Source organism: Natrinema hispanicum (assembly GCF_900111485.1).
In the GTDB taxonomy this organism is placed as follows: domain Archaea; phylum Halobacteriota; class Halobacteria; order Halobacteriales; family Natrialbaceae; genus Natrinema; species Natrinema hispanicum_A.
In genome coordinates this window covers 1-16,895 of record NZ_FOIC01000028.1, presented here as the reverse complement: position 1 = coordinate 16,895, position 16,895 = coordinate 1, and the positions used below count along the sequence as shown (strand labels likewise).

Here is a 16,895-nt window from a genome sequence, read left to right as displayed (position 1 = left end):
CCGCGGTTACGCCCGTCGCTCGAGGGAGACGCCCAACTCCTCGAGCAACTCGAAAAAGCCGGGGAATGACACGTCGACGTGGTCTGCTCCCTCGATGGTGGTCTCGCCGTCGGCGACCAGTCCTGCGAGGGAAAGCGCCATGATGATCCGGTGGTCGTCGCGGCCCGAGACAGTCGCCCCCTCGAGTTCCGACGCGCCGCCGTGGATCATCAGCGAATCCTGTTTTTCGGTGGTCTCAACGCCCATTTTCCCGAGCTCTTCGGCCATCGCGCTCACGCGGTCGGTTTCCTTGTAGCGGACGTGCTCGGCGTTCGTGATGTGGGTATCGCCGTCGGCGACGGCCCCCAGCGTTGCAATCGTCGGGAGCAGATCCGGCGTGTCCTCGACGTCGACTTCGATGCCGGAGAGCGGGGCCCGCGAGACGTCGATCGTTCCCGCGTCCTGATTCCAGTCGACGTCGGCACCCATCCGCTCGACGATCTCGACGATGGCGCTGTCGCCCTGTGCACTCGGCTGTGCGCCCTCGATGCGAACCGTCTCGCCCTCGGCAGCGGCGATCGCACCCGCCGCCAGCGGGTAGGAGATCGACGAGAAGTCCCCGGGGACCGCGTACTCGCCACCGGTCGGCGCGTAGGATTGTCCGCCGTCGACCGCGAAGCCGGTCTCTGTCTTGTGGGCCTCGACGCCGAAATCGGCGAGTACCTCGAGCGTGATGTCGACGTACGGCGCGGATTTGAGGTCGGTCTCGAGGTCGAGTTCGATTCCCTCGTCTGTGACCGCACCGGCCATCAGCAGGGCGGTGATGTACTGCGAGGAGACGTCGCCCGGAATCGAGACTTCGCCGCCAGCGAGTGGGCCGGTGACGACCAGCGGGGCCTGCCCGTTTCCGCGCGTGCTGTCTGCTTCCACGCCGAGGTCGGCGAGCGCCTCGAGCAGCGGCCCCTGGGGACGCGAGCGCAGCGATTCGTCGCCAGTCAGCACCGACGTGCCGTCGGCAAGCGCCGCTGCCGCGGTGACAAGCCGCATCGTCGTGCCGCTGTTCGCACAGTCGATGACGTCCGCCGGCACGTCGGGGCGGCCGTCGAAGCCGTCGATCTCGAGGGTACCGTCGTCGTGTCGGTCGACATCGCCGCCGAACAACTCGACGGTTCGGGCGGTCGCCTGCGTGTCCGCACTCCAGAGGGCGTCGCGGACGATCGCCTCGTCAGCGTAACCCGCCGCGAGGATTGCACGGTGCGTGTAGCTCTTCGACGGCGGTGCCCGCGCCGCCCCGGCGACGTGCGAGGGCGTGATAGTGACGTTCATGGTCGCCCTGTGGAGTGGCCCCACCTTACCGATACCGATCCTGCGAATCCGAGACGATCGGGCAGATGGAAAGCGAAACCCCCTAACCTGCTCCGAGAGTGGGTGCGAGCATGCACGACGACAGCGAGGTCGCCGTCCTTCGGCTCGGCCACCGCCCCGGCCGAGACGAACGGATGACGACCCACGTCGGCCTGACCGCGCGGGCACTGGGTGCCGACCGCGTCCTCTTTCCCGACAACGCCGGCCAGTCGCTCGAGACCGTCAGGGACATCACCGACCGCTTTGGCGGCCCCTTCGAGGCCGAACTGACCGACTCGCCCCACGCCGTTATCCGCAACTGGGAGGGGAAGGTCGTCCACCTCACGATGTACGGCGAGCGCGTCCAGGACGTCGACGCCGAGATCCGGACGGCCCACGACAGCGAGGGTGAGGCGCTCTTGCTCGTGGTCGGCTCCGAGAAGGTCTCCTTCGACGTCTACGAGGAGGCCGATTGGAACGTCGGCGTCACCAACCAGCCCCACTCCGAAGTCGCGGGACTCGCCGTCTTCCTCGACCGGCTGTTCGAGGGCCGCGAACTCGAGCAAGAATGGGACAACGCCGATCGGACGGTGATCCCAATGGAGACGGGCAAGCGCGTCGTGCCGGCCGACGACGCGGACGACCACCACGATTGAACCGGCCGCGCCGGTCGGACACTCGCGACGCGGCGCGACATGATGCGCGGGAGTTAACAAGACTTAATGGCTTCATGCCGTTACGTGTAGGCAATGGCTTTTGAGGACCTGCTCGAGGATCCAGTAATTCAGAAATATTTGCACGAGCTGGTCGGTCCCACGGGGATGCCCGTCGCAGCGGCACCACCGGACGGCGAGGTCACCGACGAGGAACTCGCCGAGGAACTCGACCTCGAGTTGAACGACGTGCGGCGCGCGCTGTTCATTCTCTACGAGAACGATCTCGCGACCTATCGACGGCTGCGCGACGAGGACTCGGGGTGGCTGACCTACCTCTGGACGTTCGAGTACGACAACATCCCGGAGAACTTAGAAGAGGAGATGTACCGACTCCACGAGGCCTTAGAAGAGCGCCAGGAGTACGAGCGCAACCACGAGTTCTACCTCTGTGAGATCTGTTCAATCCGCTTCGAGTTCGGCGAGGCGATGGACTTCGGCTTCGAGTGTCCCGAATGTGGCTCGCCGCTAGAATCGATGGAAAACGACCGCCTGGTCAATGCGATGGACGACCGCCTCGACGCGCTTGAGGACGAACTCAACATCGACGCGGACGCCTAATGGTCGTACTTGCAACCAAACTGTACGTCGAGGGAGACGCTCGCCAGCGCGCACAGGATTCGCTGCGCTCGCTGGTTGACAACGAGATCGGCGACCTCGACGTCGAGTTCGATCTCGGGATCCGCCACGACGACTTCCCGTCGGTGACGATCGAGGGCGACGACGCCACCGTCGCACGCAACGTCCTCCGCGAGGAGTTCGGCGAGATCGTCCCCGATCTCGAGGCCGGCGAGACCTACACCGGCACGCTCGAGTCCTGGGACGAGGACGGCTTCGTCCTCGATGCAGGGCAGGGCGACGGTGTCCGGATTCCGACCGACGAACTCGGGCTCGGCCCGGGATCGGCGATACAGATCCGCGACCGGTACGGATTGGTCCAACACATGCCGCTGCAGTTCGTCTACGGTGGGGATACCGAACCATCCCGACTCGCAGACGAAACCCAGGACCGCCTCTACGAGTGGACTCGCGGCGACGGCCGACTCAACGTCAACAGCGCCACCCGCGCGGAAGTGCGAGCCACGCTCAATCGTGCCGGCCACGCACAGGACTACATCACCGTCGAGCGACTCGGCTTGCTCGAGCAAAGCGTCGTTTGTACCGAAGACACCGACCCGCCGGGCCTGCTCGCAAGCGTCGGCGAGTACCTCCCGGCCGAACTGCGCTGTGTCGTTCCCTAGTATGAATCGCCGGCTCGTGTTCGCGACGGTCGCAGTCGCCTTGCTGTTGCTGGGAGCCGGCTGTACGGCGTTTTCCGGCGGTATCTCCGACGAGCAACTCGACCGCGAGCAAAACTACAGCGACGTTCGCGACAGCGACGCTGACGTCACGATCGCGCTCGATGACGGCGACCTCCTCAGCAGCGGCGAGTACCGAACGGTCTACGACTTAAACGGAACCGAGGAGCTCTCGCTGTCTCAGTCGACGATCTACAGTCAGGAACCGCTGGATATCTACAGCGTTCGCTACTGGTATCCAAACGGGACCGAGGTCAACGGCTCGGACCTCGAGATCGAACAGGGCGGGTCGGCGACGACCATCTCCGTCCCCGACGAGAACGGCACGCTCGCGTTCTCTGGCGATGCCGGCCGGAAGACGTTCCGCCAGCCGGCGTACGTCACGGGCTCCTACGAGGTGCGACTGCCCGAGAATCATCGGGCGTCGAACTTCTTGTTCGGCGAAATCTCACCGAACGGGTACGAACGCGAGGTCGTCGACGGGCAGGTACGCCTCTCCTGGGACGAGATCGAGGCGGATCGTCCGATCTCGCTACGATACTACCTCGCGCGTGACATTCCGTTGTTCCTCGGTCTCACCGGTGTCGTCGTCCTCTTCGGTGGGATCGGCATCGGATACTACTACCGGCAGGTCAAGCGACTCCGCGAACAGCGCGAGGAGTTCGGTCTCGATCTCGACGACGATTCCGATGATGGACCGCCAGGACTCCTATAGACACTGCCGACACCGGTCCGTCCCCGTCTGACCGCGTCTCGATAACGATCGAAGCCGTCGCCACACACTCGAGTCGAGTGCTCGAATCGGCTTCAACCGTGCATCGGTTGTTCATTCAGCCAGACGACATCCCGGCCCTCGATCTCGAGGCGGCCCTTGACGTAGGTTGTGTTCACCTGCGGCGGCTCAAGCGCGGCGGGTCGAACGTCGCTGGTTGTTCCCACGTCGTCGATCAGCCAGCCGTAATACCGACCGGTGTCGTCGGTGGCGTCGAAGACGAGCAGTTTCGGGGCAGCGACGCGGGCCATTGTGCGAAACGACGCGCCGAACACTCGTGGGAGGTCGACCACCCTGACCCGCTCGCCGGCGACGGTGATCGCCCCCGCGTTCCACGGATCATCGGCGTCCGCGAGTGCAGAGTCGTCCGCGATGCCGAGGACTGAGGCGACCGACTCAGCGCTGACACAGTAGCGTCGATCCTCGAGGTCGAACGTGAGGACGGTCACCCGTTTGTCGTCGGCGGTTGCCCCATCGTGGTTCGGTGCCGGTCCCATTTACTCTGAACACGGTCGACGGAGAAAATGAACGCACCGAATCGTTCAACCGGATGGTAACGACGGTGATACATAAATCGAATGAACACACACGTCGGAGTCAACGTTTTAGTGATGGACTCTGATACACGAACAGGACGATGGCCCCGGATCTCTCAGAAAAGCTTCTTGGAATCGATATCGACGGCACCGATCGACCCCGCGAGTCGGGCAGTGCCGACGCCGATGGCGACGACGAAGACGTCGTTCAGTTCGTTTTCGTCACCGTCGGAGAATACCGATTCGCGCTGCCGGTCGACGCCGTCAGAACGGTCACGGAACCGCCCACGGAGGTAACTCGAGTGCCACGAACGCCGCCTGCGATCGAGGGGCTGATGGACCTTCGTGGTGAGATTACGGCAGTCATCGATCCGCGGGTTCACTTCCCGACCCCAGAGATCGACACGGGGCGTGAGCGACTGGTCGTGTTCGATCGCCCGAGCGATCAGCAATCGGCTGCGATCCGCGTCGACAACGTGATCGGCGTCGAGGTCGTCCCCGAGAGCAACGTGATCGACGACGACAGTGTCGCCGACAGTCCCCTCTCCGGCGATGCCCTCGAGCATCCGTTGGTCGTCGCACTCGTCACACAGGAACGAGAGCGATCGCAGTCTGACGAGTCGACGACCGTGACCGTGAGCGACCGCACAGATGGTGGTGACGGTGTCTCCGAGTCCAGTATCGACGACGCGTCGACGCTGTCGTCGGCTGGCGGCGCAAGCAGTCGGTTCGGCGGTTCGATCGGCGAGACGTTCGAGATCGAATCGGCTGAAGACGTCAACGACGAACCCGATGGCGACGAACCCACTGACGTGACACAAGAGATCGTGGTCGAGGCAACCGCACTCATCGATGTCGAACGGATGCTGTTGGCGTCAGGACAGCAGTGATACGGGCTGGTGTCTCGCTGTCCCGGCCCGACCGCAGTGCGGGTTGCGGCCGGCCGGCACTGACTGACAGAAGACCGTAGGGAGACTCTCTCGCTGGGGTATCCAATCGATACAAAACCCAGTCGGCAGACAGTACGCGTACGGCCGCGATCGGACACGTTCGAAACCGCAGTTCGCGTGGAATCTCCGGATCGTCTCTGACATTTATCACGACTGATAATGGGGAGACAGCATTTATGGTAGTTGTATCGCTACCAGAATTTGGTGTACTACTGAATGTCGACAGGGGTGCTCATCGTGGACGACTCTCATTTTATGCGAAACCTATTGCGCCAGATTCTGGAACAAGATTATCGCATCGTCGGAGAGGCGTCTAACGGGGCAGAGGCCGTCAAAATGTACAAAGAACACGACCCCGACATCGTCATGATGGACATCGTGATGCCCAAATGCAACGGCATCAAGGCGACCGCAGCGATCAAGAAGATCGATCCGGACGCCCGCGTCATCATGTGTACGAGCGTCGGCCAGCGTGAGAAGATGAAACTCGCCGTGAAGGCTGGTGCGGACGGCTACGTGACGAAACCGTTCGAAGAACCCAGCGTCAGAAAGGCCCTTTCAGACGTCGTCGCGGCATGACGAGAGCACTCGTTGTCGACGACTCGAGGTTCATGCGGACAGTCATCGGCAACGCACTCGGTGACGCCGGCTACGAGGTCGAAACGGCTGCGAACGGTTCGGAGGGTGTCGCGCTCGCCAGAACGTTCGATCCGGATGTCATCACGATGGACGTCGAGATGCCCGAGTTAGACGGCATCGACGCCGTCGAACGGATCATGACGACGAACCCGACCCCGATTCTCATGCTCAGTGTCTACACCGAACGCGGGGCGGAGGCGACGCTCGATGCGTTAGAGCGTGGTGCCATCGACTTTCTCCACAAACCCGACGGCTCCGATTCGCGGACCATCGTCCAGCTCACCGACGAGGTCGTCGCGAAAGTCGACGAACTCGCCGACGCGAACGTCTCGACGGTAGCGCTCGCTCGAGCCACTGCGACGGCCCACGCGACTCGCTCGAGAGTCGCCGGCAATACAGGGCCAGGGCAGGGGACAACCACCGGAAACGCCGTCGCCGGCGGCAGTGCCGACGTACAGGTAACCGGTGATCATGGGACGGTCGGGCCGAACGCACGCCCTGAAATCGAGCGGCCGTTGGAGGCCGACGAAGACACAGCGTCGCTTCCCGCCGAGCGGACGACCGCGCCGACGATCGTTCTCGGTGCATCGACTGGCGGCCCGAAAATTGTCGAACGCCTGTTCGAGCAACTGCCGGTCGACCTCGAGGCGAAAGTGCTGGTCGTCCAGCACATGCCGCCCGGATTCACGGAGCGGTTCGCTGACCGGATCGATGCACACAGCGCATACGATGTCTTCGAGGCGTCCGACGGCGAGTGGCTCGAACCCGGCGAGGTCGCGGTCGCACCAGGTGACTCCCATCTCGAGGTTGCTACCGCGGTCGACGACTGTCTCCGCGTGCGACTCAGCGACGGCGAGCGAGTACACGGCGTGCGACCGTCGATCGACGTGACGATGGAAAGCGCCGCCGATGCGGTCACAAGCGGGCTCTGTGGGGTCGTATTGACTGGGATGGGATTCGATGGCGCGGCCGGTATTGAGGCGATCAAAACCGCTGAGGGCCATACGATCGCACAGGACAAGGCGACGAGCCCCGTCTTTGGCATCCCCTGTCAGGCAATCAAAACCGGCTGTGTCGACACGGTCGCACCCGCAGACGGGATCGTTGATGCCATCGTCGACGCGTTCACGACGGACGGTGAGAACGATGACTGAGTATCTGACAGAGTTCGTGCAGGAAAGCGAAGAACGGATCACAGAACTGAACAACGCCTTGCTCACCCTCGAGCGCGATCCCGACGACGAGGCGGCGATGGAGAACATCTTCCGGATCGCACACACGCTCAAGGGCAACTGCGGGGCGATGGGACTCGAACCGGCCAGCGATCTCGCCCACGCGATCGAGGACATCCTCGACGCCGTCCGCGGTGACGACCTCGAGGTGTCCCCGGGGCTGATGGACGATGTCTTCGACGCCGTCGACGAACTCGAGACGATGGTCGACGAGGTCGCCACGACCGGCGAAATCGAGACCGATCCGTCGGCGACGATCGCCGCGCTTCGGAGCCGCCTCGACGGTACGGACCGCGAGGCGACGACGGGACGTCCCGTCCCCTCGGACGACGAGATCGACGCGGTGTGTTCGCGGTTCGATCCGCCGGCAGACGACACCCACGACGTCTATTTCGCCCGACTTGCGATTACCGAGCGTGAGAACGTCAACAACGGGAAGTTGGTCGTCGATGCGTTGATCGATGCCTTCGATCTGATCGGCACCGATCCGCCCCAGCCTCAAATCGAAGCTGACGAGTACGACGGTGAATTCGATGCCGTCTTCGCCACCCCGGTCGGCGAAGCTGCGATCGCTTCCGGTCTCGAGCCGGTCGACGAGGTCGACGACTTCGAGATCGTCGACGTGACCGACCGGTTCGAGATCTCCGACGGGTCGGCACCGTCCGCCCCTGACGCCGATCCGGGCGACGACATTTCGTCCGAAGAGGCCCAGGAACTCGAAGTCGATGAACTCCTCGACGAGTTCGACGAGTTCGACAACCTAGACGAGCAGGTCGAAAGCATCGACGACGACGAGCTCGAGCCGTTTGACGACATGGGCGAAGCCGGCTCGTTCGACGACCTACTCGGCGAGGATGAAATCGGCGACCTCGACGACGAGCCGGTCGACGCACCTGCCGAACCCGCACCAGACGCGACGACGACCGCCGGTTCGACCGGGGCGACGGATGACGACGCAGCTGCAGTCGACGCCGATCCCGACGAGGTCGACGATGCCAGTGCGGTCTTCGACGAGCTCAAAGACGAGGTCGAGATGGTCGGCTTCGACGAATTGCAAGACGAACTCGACGAACTCGAGTTCGACGAATTCGATGATGAGGAGGAAGTCGGCATGGACGAACTCCTCGGCGAGAACGCTGCCGACGATTCGTTTCTCGACGAAGACGCGTCCGAAAGCGAAGTCGACGACGTGCTGGTCGATGCGCCAGCCGGTGACGACGGCGAGTTCGACGATGTCGACGTCGATGCGATCGTCGAGACCGGCGAGACGAGCGCAGACGACCTCGAGCCAGCCGACGAAACGGTCGAAGACGCGGACACCGACGATCGTGCGACGGCCGACGACCTCGAGACGGCGGACGCCGACGAGGCAGATGGCGACACTGACGAAGCAGACGTCGACACCGACGACAGTGGCTTCGAACCCGCCGATAAGTTCGAGACCGGCGACGACGGCGATGCCGTCGCTGACGACTCGTTCGGTGCGGACGTCACTCACACCGACGAGACGTTTGGCGAATCGGCTGTCGCCGACGCGGTCGATTCCACGGATGCCGACGACGCGTTTGGAGACGAGACGGCCGAGTCGGACCCGTTCGAGACGGCGACTGCCTCGTTCGACGACGATGAATTCGACGACAGCGGATTCGCCGATCCCACGACTGACTCGTTCGAGGGTGCTGATGACGACTTCGAGGACGTCCTCGACGACGATGTGTTCGACGGGACCGAGGCGTTCGACAGCGCCGATGTCGGATTCGACGCGACGACCGATTCGGAGGCTGGTGACGACTCGAGCGCGCCGTCGACGGCGTCATTCGGTGACGATGCAGCCGATTCTGCTGGCGACGCGGCCGATGACGGCGTGGTGCGGATCGTCGACGAACCCGAGCTGGTGATTCCGGATATCGACGTCCCCGAACGAGACGAGCAACCGGACGACGACGAGACGGACGAGGTCCAGTCGGTTCGCGTCGATATCGAGCAGATCGATTCATTGCTGACCCTCGTTGAGGGGCTCGTGACGAGCCGCGTCCGGCTCCGACACGCCGCCGAGGTCGACGAGGATGAGGCTGCCATCCAGACGGAACTCGACGCGCTGTCGGATCTGACGAGCGATCTCCAAGAGACCGTGATGGACATTCGGCTAGTGCCACTCGAGACGGTGACCAACCGACTGCCACGAGTCGTCCGCGACATTGCACGCGATCAGGACAAGCAGGTCGCCTTCGAGATGAGCGGCGAGGACGTCGAACTCGACCGGAGTATCCTCGATCGGATCGGCGACCCGCTGATCCACCTGGTTCGCAACGCCGTCGATCATGGGATCGAATCGCCTGACGTGCGTGAGGCGGCCGGCAAACCCCTGGAGGGGACTGTCGAGGTCACCGCCGAGCGCGAACGCGACCGCGTGACGATCACGGTTACGGACGACGGGAGCGGCCTCGATCCCGATCGCCTGCGCGCTGAGGCAGTCGACGCTGACGTCCTCACGGACGACGAGGCGGCTGCGATGGCCGACGACGATGCCTACGACCTCATCTTCCATTCCGGCCTCTCGACGGCCGACGAGGTGACTGACGTCAGCGGCCGCGGCGTCGGGATGGACGTCGTCAAGCGGACGGTCGAGGACCTCGAGGGAACGGTCTCGATCGACAGCGACGAAGGCGCGGGGACGACCGTCACGATGACGCTCCCCGTAACCGTCGCGATCGACGAGATCCTGTTCGTCGAAAGCGGCGGCGAGGAGTTCGGCGTCCCGACCAAGGCCGTCCGCGACGTCGAGTCCGCACGGGCCATCGAGACTGTCGACGGCGAGGCCGTCCTCCCCGGCGAGGTCGGCGACTATCCAGTCGTCTCGCTGGCCGACGTCCTCGAGACACCGGCCGCCGGCGAAGATGGCGACGGGATGGTCGTCCGCATCCGCGAGGAGGTCCGCGAGGTCGCCTTGCACTGTGACGAGATCCGTGGCCAACAGGAGGTCGTCGTCAAGCCGTTCGAAGGCTTTATGAGCGGCGTCCCGGGGATCAGCGGTGCGACGGTTCGGGGGCGGGGGGAGGTAGTCAACATTCTAGACGTGACGACACTATGAACGAACGCGAACATCCAACCCTACGGAGGAACCCATGACGATGATGGTCGACATTCGAAAGCTGAGTTTCATAAACGAGATGGCAAAAGTCGGAACGAACGGCGTCGCCGACAACATGAGTAAACTAACCCGCGAGGACGCCCAGATGGAGGTAACCAAGACGAACTTCATCGACGTCGACGACATCGAGTCCCAGCTCGATGGCGGCAAGCGGGTCGGCGTCCGCGTCCGACTGCTCGACGAACCCCACGGGCACATCCTCATTCTCTTCCCCGAGGCGAGCGCAAAGAAGATCACAGCGATCATGCTGCGCGATGTCGTCGACGATATGGGAGACGTCTCCGGAAAGATGGCCAGAAGTGCCGTCGAAGAGATGGGCAATATGATGGCCAGCGGCTTTATCGACGGCTGGGCTGACGTCCTCGGGCGTGCGATCGACATCGCCGCGCCACAGCTCGTCTACGCACCCGCTGGCGACATCGTTACCCGGACGGCGAGTCTCGGCGGCGACGATCTCGCGCTGTTTTTCGATTCTGACCTGGCAGTCCCCAGCTACCAGATCGAAGCCGAGATCTACGCCTTCCCTGACTTGGCAGAGTTCGTCGAAATGGTCAACGATATCGACGTCCAAACCGCATGAAACTCGACGTCAACGCACTGGGAACGTTCTACCGGATGGCTCGAGAGGGGGCCGGCCTCGCGGCGGGCCGACTCACGCACATGCTCGGCGTCGAGACACAACTCGGCGTGACGAAGCTCAACTTCATGCGTGGCGAGGAGATCCGCCACGATTTCGATGATTCGACCGAGAAAGTCGGTGTCCGTGTCAAGCTGACCGGCGCGATCGAGGGCTACTCGATCGTCGTTTTCGAGCGTGAGAGCGCGTTGCAGGTCGTCGAAACGCTGCTCTCGGAAGCAGGGCCCGACGCTGCCGTCGACGCCGACGTCGGTGACGTCGACGCGTTCGACGAAATGACCGAAAGCGCCGCGACCGAGGTCGGCCACATCATGAACAGCGGTTTCATCGACGGCTGGGCTGACGTGCTCGAGGCAGTCATCGACGTTTCGACGCCGGAGTTCGTCGAGGGTCAGACCGCCGAGCCGTTTTTCGGCGACATCGACGAGGCACCGTCCGACGACGACCTTGCGTTGCTCTTCCAGAGTCGGATCGAAACTGTCGGCACCGAGGTCGGCTTCAACCACTACCTCCTGCCGAAACGCGAGTCGATGTCGCGGCTGTTAGACCGGCTTCGAACCAGCGACGGCATCGAGTACGACAAACTCGAGGGCTTCGACCGGATGGCCGAACGCGGGGCCAAAGAGGTCGCCGAGACCGCGACGACGCTGACCGGGATCGACACCAGCGTCGAGATTCGCCGGCTCAACTTCGTCTCGCTCGAGGCGATCCCCGAACAGGTGGCAAACGAAACGCTCGTCGGCGCTGCCTTCGAGTTCGACGGCATGCCGAGTGGCTATCTACTCTTCCTGTTCGACGAGGAGTCGGCCCACGAAATCGTCGACGCGATGGTCCCGATGGCGGTCGACGAGGACGGCTTCGGCGAGATGGGGACCAGCGCGATCAAAGAGCTGGGCAACATCATGGCCAGTGGCTTTCTCGACGGCTGGGCGAACGTCCTCGATACGACGATCGACCACTCGACGCCGGAGTTCATCCACGATATCGGGGCTGCAGCCGTCGATCCCGTGATCATCCAGCTCGGCGAAAACCAGGACTTCGCGTTCGTCTTCGACACGATCGTCGTCGCCGATGGCCGCGAGTTCGACTGTCAGGTGTATGCGATCCCCGACGAGTCGGACTTAGAGCGGGCGCTGAACAACCTCGACGTCGATCGGATCGAGGAGACGCCGACGACGGCGGAGTTTCAGGAAGTCGATAACACATGAAAACCTACGGCACCGAACCAGGGGCACCGACGCCGGTCCAGGTTGGCATCTCTGAACTGGCCGTCAGCGACGGCGATGACACGCTCAAGTCCTACGGACTGGGCTCGTGTCTGGCAATCGCGCTGTACGATCCGAAAACCGGAATCGGTGGGTTAGCCCACGCCATGTTACCCGACGGTGATGCCGCCGAAAACAGCGACCGCAAACCCGGCAAATACGCCGACACGGCGATCCGTGCGCTGCTCCGCCGGATGGTCGAACAGGGTGCTCACTACACCGACGTCAAGGCGAAGATCGCCGGCGGCAGCGACATGTTCGAGTTCGAGAGCTTCGGCGAGGGCGTCGGCCAGCGAAACGCCGCCGCCGCGAAAGCCGAACTCGAGAAACTCGGCGTCCCGCTCGAGGGCGAAGACGTCGGCGGCGACTACGGCCGAACCGTCGAGTTTACGCCCGGGACCGGGACGCTCATCGTCAAGTCCTCGAACAGCGACAACGGAGTGACGGAACTGTGATCGACGGCACAGGAGAGACCGGCTTCGACTCCGATAGCGTCGGTGACGACGGCGCGTTCGATGACATCCTCACGTTCGTCGAGAACGAACTGGCCTTCGCGACGAGCCACTACAACGACAGTTATCTCGACCGGCGAGTCTCCTCGCGGATGCGTCGCACGCAGTGTGAGACCTACGACGCGTACTTCGAGAAACTGCGAACCGATCCGAACGAACAGGAGGCGCTGCTCGAGGCACTCAGCATCAACGTCACGGGCTTCTTTCGCAACCCTGACGTCTGGTCTGGGCTCCGGACGATCCTCCGGCGGCTCTCCGATCGGACCGACACCGTCCGGGTCTGGAGTGCCGCCTGTGCCGACGGTCGGGAACCGTACTCGCTGTCGATGCTCGCCCACGACGATCCCGAGATCGACGAGTCATCAGTCGCAATCCTCGGAACCGATATCAGCGAGCCGGCCCTCGAGACGGCCCGGACGGGCGTCTACGAGGAATCTCGAACCGTCGACTTAGATGACCAGCTTTCTTTTCTCGACGACTACGATCGCTACGTCGATGTCGACGACCGGACCTTCCAGATCAGCGACGCCGTGAAACGAAACGTCCGCTTTCGCCGCCACGATCTGATCAACGACGACCCGAAGTCGGGGTTCGACCTCGTCGTCTGTCGCAACCTGTTTATCTACATCGACAACGCGTACAAAGAGTCGATGCTCGAGACGATCGCGCGCTCGCTGCGACCCGACGGCTATCTCGTTATCGGGAAGGCGGAGACGATTCCACCGACACTCAAGTCGGCGTTTACCGTTTGTGAGGCCCGGTTGCGCATTTACCAGCGAGACGACAAGCCTGGCAACGCCGGCTGGCCCGACCATCGCTCGAACTCCTGACGACCCCTAGCGGGTTGTTCGGAAACTGGAATCCAACCGACCGTTACATGTCTGCTCACGAAATAGGTCCTCCGAATGCCTTCCTTCGACCTTGACTCGTTCGTTGCCCGCGCCACGACGCTGGTCGATTCCTCGCCGCCGGCAACCAAACAGGAAACCCGCCGCTGGCTCGTCGAACCGTTTCTCGAGACGCTTGGCTGGACCGTCCGTGCCGACTCGTGTCTGCCCGATCGGGTCGTCGACGAGACGCAACTCGAGTACGTGCTGGCCGTCGAGTCGGTTCCGGCCCTGTTCGTCGCTGTCGAGTCCGCCACTGAGTCGTTGGATGGCACACGAGCGAACGCGATCCAGTCAGCGATGGCGTGGTCCGGCGTCGACCGGGCGATCTACACGAACGGCCGCGACTATCTCCTGCTGGCCGGCTCGAGTGAGATCGACTACTGTGCGCTCGAACTCGCCGAACTCGAGGCCAACGAGTCGGCGATCGCCACCTACTCGCGGGCAGCACTCGGCCACCAGCTCGGGCGACACACCCGGGCGCACGTCGCCCGGCAACTCGCCGTCGAACGGTCATCCTTGACTGACGATATCACCAATTGCCTCACCGATGCCGTCGGTCAGGGCGAGGTCTACGCCGACGAATTCGCGTCCGCGACCGATCGATTCCTCGAGCAACTGCTCGTCACCTTCGCTGAATACAAGTCGAGCCGCCTCAACGCCGATACAGACACCGCTGCGGACGTGTCGGTCCAGTTCAGCGAATCGGCGATCACGGACGATCGCCAGTCACCATCGTCCGGACCGGTGTCGTCCGCTCGGTCCGACTCGAGCGGTCCCGAACAGGACGACGGTGTCGCTGGTGGCGACGCTGAACCAGAGACGCCGACGGACACGACTACCGCCGACACGGACGCTACCGATCCCGACCACGCGACCGGCCACAGCGACACCGACACGAACGGGACCGACAGCACTGCCGCGACCGACGACGGCGAATACGTCGTCCGCTTTTTCAACGAGCGGGGCTCGATCGGCGCTGTCGGCCACTCGAGCGCGGCCGGTGCGCTCGTCGAAGCCGCCGAGTACCTGCTCGAACGCGGCCTCGCCGGCGTCGAGGTCCCATGGGCACCGGACGACAGCGGAAAAACGGTGCTGAACGACGCCCCTGTCCGCGCCGACGGATCGCCGATGGACGACCCGAAGCCGCTCTCGAGGGGGCTTTACCTCGAGACTGCAGGGGATATTGATGAGCAAGCAGCTCGCGTCGAAGCCCTCACCGAGCGTGCAGGATTACGTGCGATGGTGACCGGCGATTGGGAGCCGAAGTAAGTGCAGAACGGGTCAGCCATCGATCAGTACTTGATGTCGACCTCAACGAGTGTTACGACTACCTTGCCGGGATCGCTAGCCGTTCCGACTTCACACTTAGCGTCGCCATCATTAGGATCATTATCCCAGTCTTCAAGCGTTGAGTTCCACGCATCCGGATTCTGGGAATCCGAGTCGACATCTATGACTCCATGAGAAGCCTGCTAATGCTGTAGGTGCTGCAGAGTGAACAAGGAACCGGGAAGAGAGGAAAGCCGAAGGATTTCCAGTGTCACGAACACGTACCTATGAACGGCCTCACCCCAAGGATGCGGAGAAATGTGCTTCGAGCACGAATAGATGCGTATCCTGTTCACTCTCTTCCCAACAGTATCACGCAACAACCAACCTATGGAATACATCGGAATGGATGTCCACGATCGCTACTGCCAAGTAGCGATCTTGGACGACGATACGAACAACCCTGAAGAACGTCGGATTCGAACCGAGCGCGCCGAACTCGAAGAGTTCGCGCGCGAGCACCAAGGCGCAAAGGCTGCTATTGAAGCCACACGCAACTACTGGTTTGTCTACGACTGTCTCGAACCAGAACTTGATGTCTCTGTTTCCAACCCGCACAAAACAGGGCTGATCGGCGATCAAAAAGTCAAAAGCGATCGTCTTGACGCTAAACGACTCGCTGTTCTCTTGCGGGTTGACGCACTCTCGACGAGCTACATTCCACCGGACGAGTTCCGCGAAGCGCGGAAACTCGTCCGTCGGCGCAAGGCGCTTGTCGATGATCGCACAGCAGCGAAAAACCGTGTTCGATCCGCCCTCGCCGATAGAGGCGTTACCTACAACGGTGACCTCTTCGGACAAGAGGGAAGGGAGTTCCTCGCCGACGAGGAACTCCCGCTGTCACCTGCCGATCGGCACATCATTGAAGCCGATCTTGCTGTTATTGAGACGCTCGATGACCAAATCGAGCGTCTCCAGTGCGAGATTGACGAGATCGCTGCGACGTGGGAAGAAACACAACTGCTGATGACGATTCCTGGTGTCGGTCCGGTCCTCTCCGTAACGATTACTGCGGAACTTGGTGAGATTGACCGGTTCAACAATAAGAAGCAGGTTGTAAGCTATGCAGGATTAGATCCGCGTGTGCGACAGTCTGGTGAGAAAGAGACGACTGACGCAATTACGAAAGAGGGCCCACCGGTGCTACGGTGGGCCCTCGGTCAAGCAGCACTCAATGTCGTGAAGTACGACTCGTATCTGGGGAATTATCACACGAGAATGAAACGCAGGAAAAACAGTCAGAAAGCATTGGTAGCGACAGCTCGCAAGCTGCTCGTCTCGATCTACGCGATGCTCTCACGGAAGGAGGAATACAACCCACCTGATGCAACAACCCACTAAGACTGCTCGCTAGAGGGATCGCCGCGGGATTTGATCCCGCGGCTAACCCGTCTCAAAGAGCGACTGCTCTGAAAAGAAACGCTCCGCCAAGAAAAGCGTCGCTCTGCGTCGCGTCGCTCCGCTAACCTCCCGCCTATCTAATGCCCATCCCTCCGCCGTCCCGCCCACCTCCACGGTCCTGCTCGCTTCGCTGCGCGGGCTTTCGCAGGCGGTTGATGAGGAAAGTCTCTCACATCTGAGACGAACCCTAACGAATATCTACGCAAACGTGGTTAATTCAGGTAGCAGGCTTCTCATAGATGGAAAT

16 protein-coding genes are annotated in these 16,895 nt (G+C 62.5%); 14 read left to right on the top strand and 2 right to left on the bottom strand.

Features of this window, described 5'->3' with window-relative positions; genetic code table 11:
* Positions 1-6: 6 nt before the first annotated feature.
* A complete protein-coding gene (gene aroA, locus BSG09_RS16520; protein WP_092935059.1) occupies positions 7-1,305 on the bottom strand; it encodes a 3-phosphoshikimate 1-carboxyvinyltransferase in 1,299 nt (432 codons plus the stop codon).
* A 110-nt stretch (positions 1,306-1,415) separates the two neighbouring features.
* Between aroA and BSG09_RS16515 the strand changes: the two genes are divergently transcribed.
* From BSG09_RS16515 to BSG09_RS16500, 4 genes are all read left to right on the top strand, one after another.
* The gene (locus BSG09_RS16515; protein WP_092935057.1) at positions 1,416-1,979 is read left to right on the top strand and encodes a tRNA (cytidine(56)-2'-O)-methyltransferase; all 564 of its coding nucleotides are present in this window, start codon (positions 1,416-1,418) and stop codon (positions 1,977-1,979) included.
* Between the two features lie 93 nt (positions 1,980-2,072).
* Entirely contained in the window at positions 2,073-2,597 is a 525-nt protein-coding gene (locus tag BSG09_RS16510; protein ID WP_008010224.1) for a transcription factor TFIIE subunit alpha, read from the top strand.
* Positions 2,597-3,277, top strand: a complete 681-nt coding sequence (locus BSG09_RS16505; RefSeq protein ID WP_092935055.1) for a DUF2110 family protein — start codon at positions 2,597-2,599, stop codon at positions 3,275-3,277. The genes BSG09_RS16510 and BSG09_RS16505 overlap by 1 nt, the downstream gene beginning before the upstream one ends.
* A 1-nt stretch (position 3,278) precedes the next feature.
* Positions 3,279-4,049, top strand: coding sequence for a DUF5803 family protein (locus BSG09_RS16500; protein ID WP_092935053.1), 771 nt, complete (start codon positions 3,279-3,281; stop codon positions 4,047-4,049).
* A gap of 92 nt (positions 4,050-4,141) precedes the next feature.
* On the opposite strand, the gene BSG09_RS16495 is transcribed toward BSG09_RS16500, so the two are convergent.
* Positions 4,142-4,603, bottom strand: coding sequence for a chemotaxis protein CheW (locus tag BSG09_RS16495; RefSeq protein WP_092935051.1), 462 nt, complete (start codon positions 4,601-4,603; stop codon positions 4,142-4,144).
* Between the two features lie 140 nt (positions 4,604-4,743).
* On the opposite strand from BSG09_RS16495, the gene BSG09_RS16490 reads away from it, so the two are divergent.
* From BSG09_RS16490 to BSG09_RS16445, 10 genes are all read left to right on the top strand, one after another.
* Positions 4,744-5,532: a chemotaxis protein CheW gene (locus BSG09_RS16490; RefSeq protein ID WP_092935049.1), complete on the top strand. Its 789-nt coding sequence runs from the start codon at positions 4,744-4,746 to the stop codon at positions 5,530-5,532.
* Positions 5,533-5,808: 276 nt separating this feature from the next.
* Complete coding sequence (gene cheY / locus BSG09_RS16485) at positions 5,809-6,171, top strand: chemotaxis protein CheY (RefSeq protein WP_092935047.1); 363 nt, start codon at positions 5,809-5,811, stop codon at positions 6,169-6,171.
* Positions 6,168-7,385, top strand: a complete 1,218-nt coding sequence (gene cheB / locus BSG09_RS16480; RefSeq protein WP_092935045.1) for a chemotaxis-specific protein-glutamate methyltransferase CheB — start codon at positions 6,168-6,170, stop codon at positions 7,383-7,385. Before cheY ends, cheB begins: the two co-directional genes overlap by 4 nt.
* Positions 7,378-10,554, top strand: a complete 3,177-nt coding sequence (locus BSG09_RS16475) for a chemotaxis protein CheA (protein ID WP_092935043.1) — start codon at positions 7,378-7,380, stop codon at positions 10,552-10,554. Before cheB ends, BSG09_RS16475 begins: the two co-directional genes overlap by 8 nt.
* A 34-nt stretch (positions 10,555-10,588) precedes the next feature.
* Positions 10,589-11,194: a chemotaxis protein CheC gene (locus BSG09_RS16470; protein ID WP_092935041.1), complete on the top strand. Its 606-nt coding sequence runs from the start codon at positions 10,589-10,591 to the stop codon at positions 11,192-11,194.
* The gene (locus BSG09_RS16465) at positions 11,191-12,459 is read left to right on the top strand and encodes a chemotaxis protein CheC (protein WP_092935039.1); all 1,269 of its coding nucleotides are present in this window, start codon (positions 11,191-11,193) and stop codon (positions 12,457-12,459) included. The genes BSG09_RS16470 and BSG09_RS16465 overlap by 4 nt, the downstream gene beginning before the upstream one ends.
* A complete protein-coding gene (locus BSG09_RS16460; protein ID WP_092935037.1) occupies positions 12,456-12,971 on the top strand; it encodes a chemotaxis protein CheD in 516 nt (171 codons plus the stop codon). Before BSG09_RS16465 ends, BSG09_RS16460 begins: the two co-directional genes overlap by 4 nt.
* Complete coding sequence (locus BSG09_RS16455; protein ID WP_092935035.1) at positions 12,968-13,858, top strand: CheR family methyltransferase; 891 nt, start codon at positions 12,968-12,970, stop codon at positions 13,856-13,858. Before BSG09_RS16460 ends, BSG09_RS16455 begins: the two co-directional genes overlap by 4 nt.
* Before the next feature lie 75 nt (positions 13,859-13,933).
* Positions 13,934-15,187 carry a hypothetical protein gene (locus tag BSG09_RS16450; protein WP_092935033.1) on the top strand — a complete coding sequence of 418 codons (1,254 nt, stop codon included), beginning with the start codon at positions 13,934-13,936 and terminating at the stop codon, positions 15,185-15,187.
* A 390-nt stretch (positions 15,188-15,577) separates the two neighbouring features.
* A complete protein-coding gene (locus BSG09_RS16445) occupies positions 15,578-16,588 on the top strand; it encodes an IS110 family RNA-guided transposase (protein WP_092932953.1) in 1,011 nt (336 codons plus the stop codon).
* The last annotated feature ends 307 nt before the right edge of the window (positions 16,589-16,895 follow it).

Coding starts and splice junctions, on each gene's coding strand:
- aroA (WP_092935059.1), bottom strand. CDS start 1,305: ATGAACGTCACTATCACGCCCTCGCACGTCGCCGGGGCGGCGCGGGCA.
- BSG09_RS16515 (WP_092935057.1), top strand. CDS start 1,416: ATGCACGACGACAGCGAGGTCGCCGTCCTTCGGCTCGGCCACCGCCCC.
- BSG09_RS16510 (WP_008010224.1), top strand. CDS start 2,073: ATGGCTTTTGAGGACCTGCTCGAGGATCCAGTAATTCAGAAATATTTG.
- BSG09_RS16505 (WP_092935055.1), top strand. CDS start 2,597: ATGGTCGTACTTGCAACCAAACTGTACGTCGAGGGAGACGCTCGCCAG.
- BSG09_RS16500 (WP_092935053.1), top strand. CDS start 3,279: ATGAATCGCCGGCTCGTGTTCGCGACGGTCGCAGTCGCCTTGCTGTTG.
- BSG09_RS16495 (WP_092935051.1), bottom strand. CDS start 4,603: ATGGGACCGGCACCGAACCACGATGGGGCAACCGCCGACGACAAACGG.
- BSG09_RS16490 (WP_092935049.1), top strand. CDS start 4,744: ATGGCCCCGGATCTCTCAGAAAAGCTTCTTGGAATCGATATCGACGGC.
- cheY (WP_092935047.1), top strand. CDS start 5,809: ATGTCGACAGGGGTGCTCATCGTGGACGACTCTCATTTTATGCGAAAC.
- cheB (WP_092935045.1), top strand. CDS start 6,168: ATGACGAGAGCACTCGTTGTCGACGACTCGAGGTTCATGCGGACAGTC.
- BSG09_RS16475 (WP_092935043.1), top strand. CDS start 7,378: ATGACTGAGTATCTGACAGAGTTCGTGCAGGAAAGCGAAGAACGGATC.
- BSG09_RS16470 (WP_092935041.1), top strand. CDS start 10,589: ATGACGATGATGGTCGACATTCGAAAGCTGAGTTTCATAAACGAGATG.
- BSG09_RS16465 (WP_092935039.1), top strand. CDS start 11,191: ATGAAACTCGACGTCAACGCACTGGGAACGTTCTACCGGATGGCTCGA.
- BSG09_RS16460 (WP_092935037.1), top strand. CDS start 12,456: ATGAAAACCTACGGCACCGAACCAGGGGCACCGACGCCGGTCCAGGTT.
- BSG09_RS16450 (WP_092935033.1), top strand. CDS start 13,934: ATGCCTTCCTTCGACCTTGACTCGTTCGTTGCCCGCGCCACGACGCTG.
- BSG09_RS16445 (WP_092932953.1), top strand. CDS start 15,578: ATGGAATACATCGGAATGGATGTCCACGATCGCTACTGCCAAGTAGCG.